Annotated in this window: 7 protein-coding genes and 1 riboswitch; of the genes, 6 read left to right on the top strand and 1 reads right to left on the bottom strand. The window is 41.2% G+C overall.

All coding sequences use genetic code 11. From position 1 onward, the window contains the following. The first annotated feature begins 109 nt into the window (after positions 1–109). Both IV50_RS06010 and IV50_RS06015 read left to right on the top strand, forming a co-directional pair. Positions 110–781, top strand: coding sequence for a YigZ family protein (locus tag IV50_RS06010; protein WP_057746535.1), 672 nt, complete (start codon positions 110–112; stop codon positions 779–781). A 16-nt stretch (positions 782–797) separates the two neighbouring features. Further along, positions 798–1445, top strand: coding sequence for a DUF1361 domain-containing protein (locus IV50_RS06015; RefSeq protein ID WP_057746538.1), 648 nt, complete (start codon positions 798–800; stop codon positions 1443–1445). 26 nt (positions 1446–1471) lie between these two features. Here IV50_RS06015 and IV50_RS06020 read toward each other — a convergent pair whose 3' ends face one another. Beyond that, positions 1472–2698, bottom strand: a complete 1227-nt coding sequence (locus tag IV50_RS06020) for an MFS transporter (protein ID WP_057746541.1) — start codon at positions 2696–2698, stop codon at positions 1472–1474. 158 nt (positions 2699–2856) lie between these two features. Beyond that, positions 2857–2955, top strand: a riboswitch (purine riboswitch). A 64-nt stretch (positions 2956–3019) separates the two neighbouring features. On the opposite strand from IV50_RS06020, the gene guaB reads away from it, so the two are divergent. The 4 genes from guaB (at position 3020) to queA (ending at position 6973) form a co-directional block, all read left to right on the top strand. Continuing rightward, a complete protein-coding gene (guaB, locus tag IV50_RS06025) occupies positions 3020–4174 on the top strand; it encodes an IMP dehydrogenase (protein ID WP_057746544.1) in 1155 nt (384 codons plus the stop codon). 122 nt (positions 4175–4296) lie between these two features. After that, a complete protein-coding gene (gene ruvA, locus IV50_RS06030; RefSeq protein ID WP_057746548.1) occupies positions 4297–4893 on the top strand; it encodes a Holliday junction branch migration protein RuvA in 597 nt (198 codons plus the stop codon). A 14-nt stretch (positions 4894–4907) separates the two neighbouring features. Beyond that, positions 4908–5915, top strand: a complete 1008-nt coding sequence (ruvB, locus tag IV50_RS06035) for a Holliday junction branch migration DNA helicase RuvB (RefSeq protein ID WP_057746551.1) — start codon at positions 4908–4910, stop codon at positions 5913–5915. 5 nt (positions 5916–5920) lie between these two features. Next, on the top strand, positions 5921–6973 hold the full coding sequence (gene queA, locus IV50_RS06040; protein ID WP_057746553.1) for a tRNA preQ1(34) S-adenosylmethionine ribosyltransferase-isomerase QueA: 1053 nt from the start codon (positions 5921–5923) through the stop codon (positions 6971–6973). Positions 6974–7102: the final 129 nt, after the last annotated feature.

Below are 7102 nucleotides of genomic sequence, written 5' to 3' on the forward strand. Positions count from 1 at the left end.
TAGCGATTAACCGCTTTATATCAGCGGTTTTATTGTGTAAAATGGATTTTAATAAACGCTCTCTAAGTGGATAGCTATTAATTTTAAGGCGTTTTAAGGGAGAACGAGTATGGTAGAACTTGATTTAACAATTGCACAGCAAGCAGCTGTATTTGAACAAGATATAAAAAAGTCACGCTTTATTTTGAATATTGCTCGTGTTGCAAATGAAGAAGAAGCGCAAACATTCATTAATGACATCAAAAAGCAGGAACGTAAGGCAAACCACAATGTTTGGGCGTATGTACTTGGCAAAAAAGACGAAGTGCAACGGTATTCTGATGATGGCGAACCCGCTGGTACAGCAGGGGTACCAATGCTTGAAGTACTAAAAAACAATCAAGTACACAATGTCGTGGCTATAGTCACGCGTTACTTTGGTGGTGTGAAATTAGGTGCCGGAGGGTTGATTCGGGCATATGCTGGAACAGTTGCTGATGGAATCGCAGAAGTTGGTTTGGTGGAATTAGTTAAGCAACAAGAAGTTCAGCTCACGGTTGACTACAGTCAGTTTGAAACTATCAAGTATTGGCTGGAACAACATGAATACCAGATTCTTGCGGTTGATTATGCGACTGAAGTTGTACTAACAGTTGGGGTTGAAGCAGACGCAATTACGGCGTTTACGCAAGCGATTGAAAATCAATTAGCAGGAAAAGTTACCATAGTGGTGGGCGCCGAACGAATGGTTGAGCGGCCCTATTCCCGTAATATTTCCGCGAAAACAACATCGTTAAAATAGGAAAGAGGTTGCATATATGCAAGCAGATATAAAAAATCAGAAACTAGCACGAATAGTGGTGCTCCATGTGATATTGATTGCTTTAATGCTGGTCATTACTCAATTGCCGACACCAAGCAGATTTTTGATTTGGAACCTGTTTCTTGCAGTTATCCCATTTGACTTGGCTTGGCTTTATATTTATTTAAAGCCACAGGCTGGTTCAAAATGGATTCTGCTGGGGGTGGCATTAGTTTGGTTATTGTTCTATCCGAATACACTTTACATGCTGACGGACTATATCCATCTACAAGCAGTTGGCGTAGATTTAACAGGGATTTATCAGGTACTAAATTATGTTATCTTGACAGCAGGAATTTTCTTAGGCGCTTTTTTTGGATTCGAGAGTGCTTATCAAATGCGCTATGCGCTAATCAAAAATCCAGGCTGGTGGATTTCGGTTGTCTATTATGGTGGGTTATCTGCGATTAGTGCCTTTGGGATTTATTTAGGCCGTTATCTCCGATTAAATTCTTGGCATGTTTTGACAGAACCGATTCGGGTTGTTGAAGCGTTAAACCACGCTTTAGTGACAGATCACGGCTTTACACTTAAGTTCTTAATTTTATTTACCTGTTTGGAAATGATGTTATTCGGCGTTTATGCTATGTTAAAGAAGCTATAAAAAAAGACTGGTCAATTATGACCAGTCTATTTTTTTTGAGGACGTAAGCTTTTAGAAATCTGTGAAAACCAACCTGCATTGAGTGCGACAAGCACGGCACTGGCAATGAAAACACCACGATAACCAAATTGTGTTGCAACTAATGAGCCTAAAAGTGGTCCGCAAACCGATCCCATTGACTGGAACGACTGATTGTAAGAAAATACACGGCTTGTGATGGCGCTAGGCGTAGTCTTAGTTAGGAGAGTTTGCACAGCGGGCATCATCGTTGAGTTAGAAATTCCCATCAAGAATCGAAGCAATACTAATTGCCAAATGGTTGTGACGAATGCAGTGGGCACCAAGGACATGAAGGCGATTAAAAAGCCAATCATGATCATTTTATAAGTGCCGATTCGGTCACCTAAAATACCGAAACGTTTTGCCACGAGTAAGGTTGCAATTCCAGGCATTGCAGTAACAAGTCCAGCTAGAAAGGTAGTTGGCAGACCCGTCGCATTGATTTGTCGGACAAATAGGGCAATGAAAGGACTGATTGAAAAATTGGCCATTTGAATAATCATGGTTGTGGTGAAAAGGCCAAAAGTCAATTTCGTATTGGGCAAGAGTTGCAGAACTTGTTTAAATGAAAGTGTATCTTCTTTTGAAACAGGTGTGAATGATTCTTTAACCAGCGTTAGAACCAACATAAAGACTAATGTGAAAATAGCCGCTGTAATGAAAAAAGCAACGCGGTAACTGACAAAGCTTGCCAGTGTTCCCCCAATGAATGGCCCTAATAATTGCCCTGAGGTCATACCCGTTACAAGAACCCCCATGGCGTATCCAGAGCGTGCCTTAGGTGTTTGTGTGGCAACCATGGCATTAGCATTTGAAACAAATCCGCCCAGGAGTCCTTGAATCCCGCGCAAGATGATCAGTATCCACACATTAGTAGCCAGTCCCATTAGTGCGTATACAATTGCCATACCAAGCGACGCGCGGAGTAGCATAATTTTACGGCCTTTGGTGTCAGCTAATTTCCCCCAAAAAGGAGAGGATAGGGCTGTTGTGAGGTAGGAAATTGAAAAGGTTAGTGAACTGTAAAAAGATAGTTGTTTGGCGGTAAAGTAGCCGAGTGTGTCGACGTAGAGTGACATAAAGGGTAGGACTTCACTAAAGCCAATCCCCATCATAAAAACGCCAAACCAAAGTACATAAAGGTTGCGTTGCCAGATGGGAAATTGTGCCAATTTAGTTTTAATTACTTGCATTGTAGCAACTCCCTTCTAAATGTGGTGATTAGAAAATATAATTAAGTATAGGCTGATTGATACGATAATGCGAATTTTATCAGGAAATCGGCTCAAAGTTCTTGAAAAAAATTTGAGACCGTGTATCATATTCAAAAAGACATATTGTTAACAGATATAGAAAAAGTTTTTTGTTTGCAGATTTAATTGTTAGAAAATGGCTAACAAGTTTCTACCGCCTTCCAAAAATGGCGACAATCCGCAAATGCAATTTCCTTGCATTTGTGGATACTTGTATCCAGAAATGCTTTTTTTATTGGTTTCAATCACATGGAGGAAATTATGACGTTTTCAAGTACAGATAAAGTAACTAAGTTGGGCTTAACTTTTGACGATGTATTGTTAGTCCCTGCAGAATCACACGTTTTACCAAATGATGTGGATCTTTCAGTTGAATTAACACCATCACTAAAGTTGAATATTCCAGTGCTTTCAGCAGCAATGGATACAGTGACCGAGTCGCGTTTGGCAATTCGTATGGCTCAACTGGGTGGCTTAGGTGTCGTACATAAGAATATGTTAATTGAACAACAAGCTGCTGAAGTTGCTAAGGTTAAGAAGGCAGATGTTGATTATGGTAATTTCCCTCAAGCTGCAACTGATGTTGACGGGCATCTTTTGGTAGCCGGGGCTGTTGGTGTAACATCAGACTCAATTAAGCGTGTGGCAGCATTAGTTGATGCTGGCGTTGATGCGATTGTTTTGGACTCAGCGCATGGTCACTCAGATGGTATTCTCCGTAAAGTTGAAGAAATTCGGGCAGCGTTCCCAACATTAAATATTATTGCTGGAAACATCGCCACAAGTGAAGGCGCACAGGCCTTGTACGATGCTGGTGTCGATGTCGTCAAAGTTGGAATCGGTCCTGGTTCAATTTGTACGACACGCGTTGTTGCCGGTGTCGGTGTGCCACAATTAACGGCCGTTCTTGATGCAGCCGAGGTTGCGGTTAAAGAAGGCAAGACCATTATTGCAGACGGTGGTTTAAAGTTCTCAGGAGATATTGTTAAAGCCTTAGCTGCTGGTGGAAATGCTGTCATGCTGGGCTCAATGCTTGCTGGAACAGAAGAAGCACCTGGTGAAGTCATTACTGATGAAACGAGCGGTCACCAATTCAAATCATACCGTGGTATGGGATCAATCGCTGCTATGGAAAACGGATCAAAAGATCGTTATTTCCAAGGTGAAGTTAATGAAGCAAACAAGATGGTCCCTGAAGGAATCGAAGGACGTACAGCGTACAAGGGTTCATTAGATGGCGTTATTTTCCAAATTATTGGTGGTTTGCGCTCAGGAATGGGCTACACTGGTGCAGCTGATATCAATGAATTGATTGATAAGAGCCGCTTTGTTCAAATTACAAATGCCGGTTTGATCGAAAGCCATCCGCACGACGTGCAAATTTCCAAGTCAGCACCAAACTATAGTCGCGATTAATCTAGAATCTCTGGTCAGTTGACCAGAGATTTTTTTATTAACGACCGAAATGTATCTTCGCTTAAACTTAATTTCTGCTATAATAAGACAGATACAAAACAAATAAACGAGGTACAGTGTACATGTTTGAATATCTTAAAGGCATGGTGACTGCCGTTATGCCGAGCTATATCGTCGTTGATGTTGCCGGAGTTGGTTACCGTATTATTACTGCCAACCCGTTTGCATTCACTGAGCAACAAGTGGCCACTGTATACGTTGAACAAATTGTACGTGACAATGAGCAAACACTTTATGGTTTCCAGACACTAGACGAGAAGACGCTTTTCCAAAAGTTATTGGCTGTTTCTGGTATTGGACCAAAATCAGCCTTAGCCATTTTAGCAAGTAGTGATCATACTGGTTTGGTGCAAGCAATTGTTAATGATGATGTGACTTTTTTGACAAAGTTTCCAGGTATTGGAAAGAAGACAGCTCAGCAGATTATTTTGGATTTGCAAAATAAGGTTGATGAGCTGCCATTTCAGACTCAAATGGATCAATTTGAATTGGATGTACCAAAACCAAAAGCCGGTTCTGACCTAGATGAAGCCTTACAAGCGTTGGAAGCGCTTGGATATGCCAAGAAAGACTTGAAGCGCATTGAAAAACAACTTCAAACTGAGGCATTAGCAGATACGGCTGCATATGTGAGTGCGGGGCTTAAATTATTACAATAAGAAAGAAGTAACACATGACTGAAGATATCATGCATGATGCCTCAGCCGAAGGTGCTGAGCAATCATTTGAGCAGTCACTCAGACCGGTAACGTTAAACCAATACATCGGTCAGGCGCTGCTCAAAGAACGTTTAAATGTTTATATTCAAGCAGCTAAAACACGTGAAGAAGCACTTGACCACGTCTTACTCTATGGACCACCTGGTCTAGGTAAAACCACACTTGCGATGGTGATTGCTAATGAAATGGGGGTGGGGATTCGAACCACCAGTGGTCCGGCCATTGAAAAGTCGGGAGATTTGTTGGCGTTACTGAATGAACTAAATGCGGGTGATGTGTTATTTATTGATGAAATTCATCGTTTACCAAAACCGGTGGAAGAGATGTTGTATTCTGCAATGGAAGATTTCTATGTCGATATAATTGTGGGCGAAGGCCCCACAGCACATCCTGTCCATTTCCCATTGCCACCATTCACATTAATTGGGGCGACAACTCGAGCAGGGATGCTCTCGCAACCATTGCGTGATCGTTTTGGCATTGTTGAGCATATGGCGTATTATAATACGGATGAACTGGCAACTATTATTTTGCGATCAGCAGACGTATTTGGTACGAGTATTTCTGAACAAGGCGCCTACGAGTTAGCTCGTCGTTCACGTGGAACACCAAGAATTGCGAACCGTTTATTGAAACGCGTGCGAGACTTTGCCATTGTTAATGGGGCCAGTGAAATTACAGACGAAACGGTTGATTATGCACTGAAATTACTAAAAGTGGATAAAATGGGCTTAGATCAAATTGATCACAAAATCCTACATACAATGATTGACTTTTATAATGGTGGCCCAGTTGGTGTCAATACGATTGCTGCCAACATTGGTGAGGAAGTCGAAACCATTGAGTCAATGTATGAACCTTATCTGTTACAAATTGGTTTTATTCAACGCACGCCGCGTGGTCGCCAAGTGGCACCACTTGCTTATGAACATTTACATATTCCATACCCAAATAAGGAGTAAAGAAGATGACTGAAGAAATTCCGAATTATACATTAGATGATTTTGACTATGACTTACCAGAAGAGTTAATTGCCCAGACCCCACTTAAAGATCGTGATACGTCACGACTACTTGTCATGAATGCTGAAACTGGTGATATGCAAGATAAGCATTTTTATGACATCATCGAATACTTAAACCCTGGGGATGCACTTGTGATGAATAATTCACGTGTGTTACCTGCCCGTCTATATGGTGTTCGACCTGATACAGGGGGTCATGTTGAAGTGTTGCTTTTGCGTCAAGACCATGGCGATGTATGGGAAACTTTGATTAAACCAGCTAAAAAATACCGTGTTGGTCAAAAGATTGATTTTGGCGATGGAAAGTTGGAAGGTGTTGTTACTGAAGAGTTAGAACATGGTGGTCGTATGGTTGAATTCCACTATGATGGTATTTTCTTAGAAATCTTAGAAGAATTGGGGGAAATGCCATTACCACCTTATATCAAAGAAAAATTGGATGATCAAGAACGTTATCAAACTGTTTATTCAAAAGTGAATGGATCTGCTGCTGCACCAACTGCTGGATTGCATTGGACACCGGAGCTCCTAAAGAAAGTTGAAGAAAAGGGTGTTAAGATTGTCGAACTAACTTTGCACGTTGGTTTGGGGACTTTCCGTCCGGTCGAAGAAGAAAACTTGGATGATCATAAAATGCACTCTGAGTTTTACCAATTGTCGCAAGAGGCAGCAGATACATTGAATGAAGTACATGCAAATGGGGGCCGGATTGTGGCTACAGGTACGACATCGATTCGAACGCTTGAAACGATTGGAACAAAGTTTGATGGCAAGTTAGAAGCTGACTCGAGTTGGACTGATATTTTTATTCGACCAGGATATAAGTGGACTGTTGTGGATGCATTTATTACAAATTTCCATTTACCTAAGTCAACTTTGGTAATGCTTGTTGCATCCTTTACAGGTCGTGAGCATATTTTGAATGCTTATCAACATGCAATTGATGAACGTTACCGTTTCTTCTCATTCGGAGATGCTATGTACATTTATAAATAAAATGCAAAAATAGTGTTGACACTTTTTCAAAAACGAGGTATATTATTATTTGTTGTTCGGCAACAGATAATAGTTTTGCGGATGTAGTACAATGGCTAGTGCTCCAGCCTTCCAAGCTGGGAATGCGGG

Source organism: Weissella viridescens (assembly GCF_001437355.1).
GTDB classification, from domain to species: domain Bacteria; phylum Bacillota; class Bacilli; order Lactobacillales; family Lactobacillaceae; genus Weissella; species Weissella viridescens.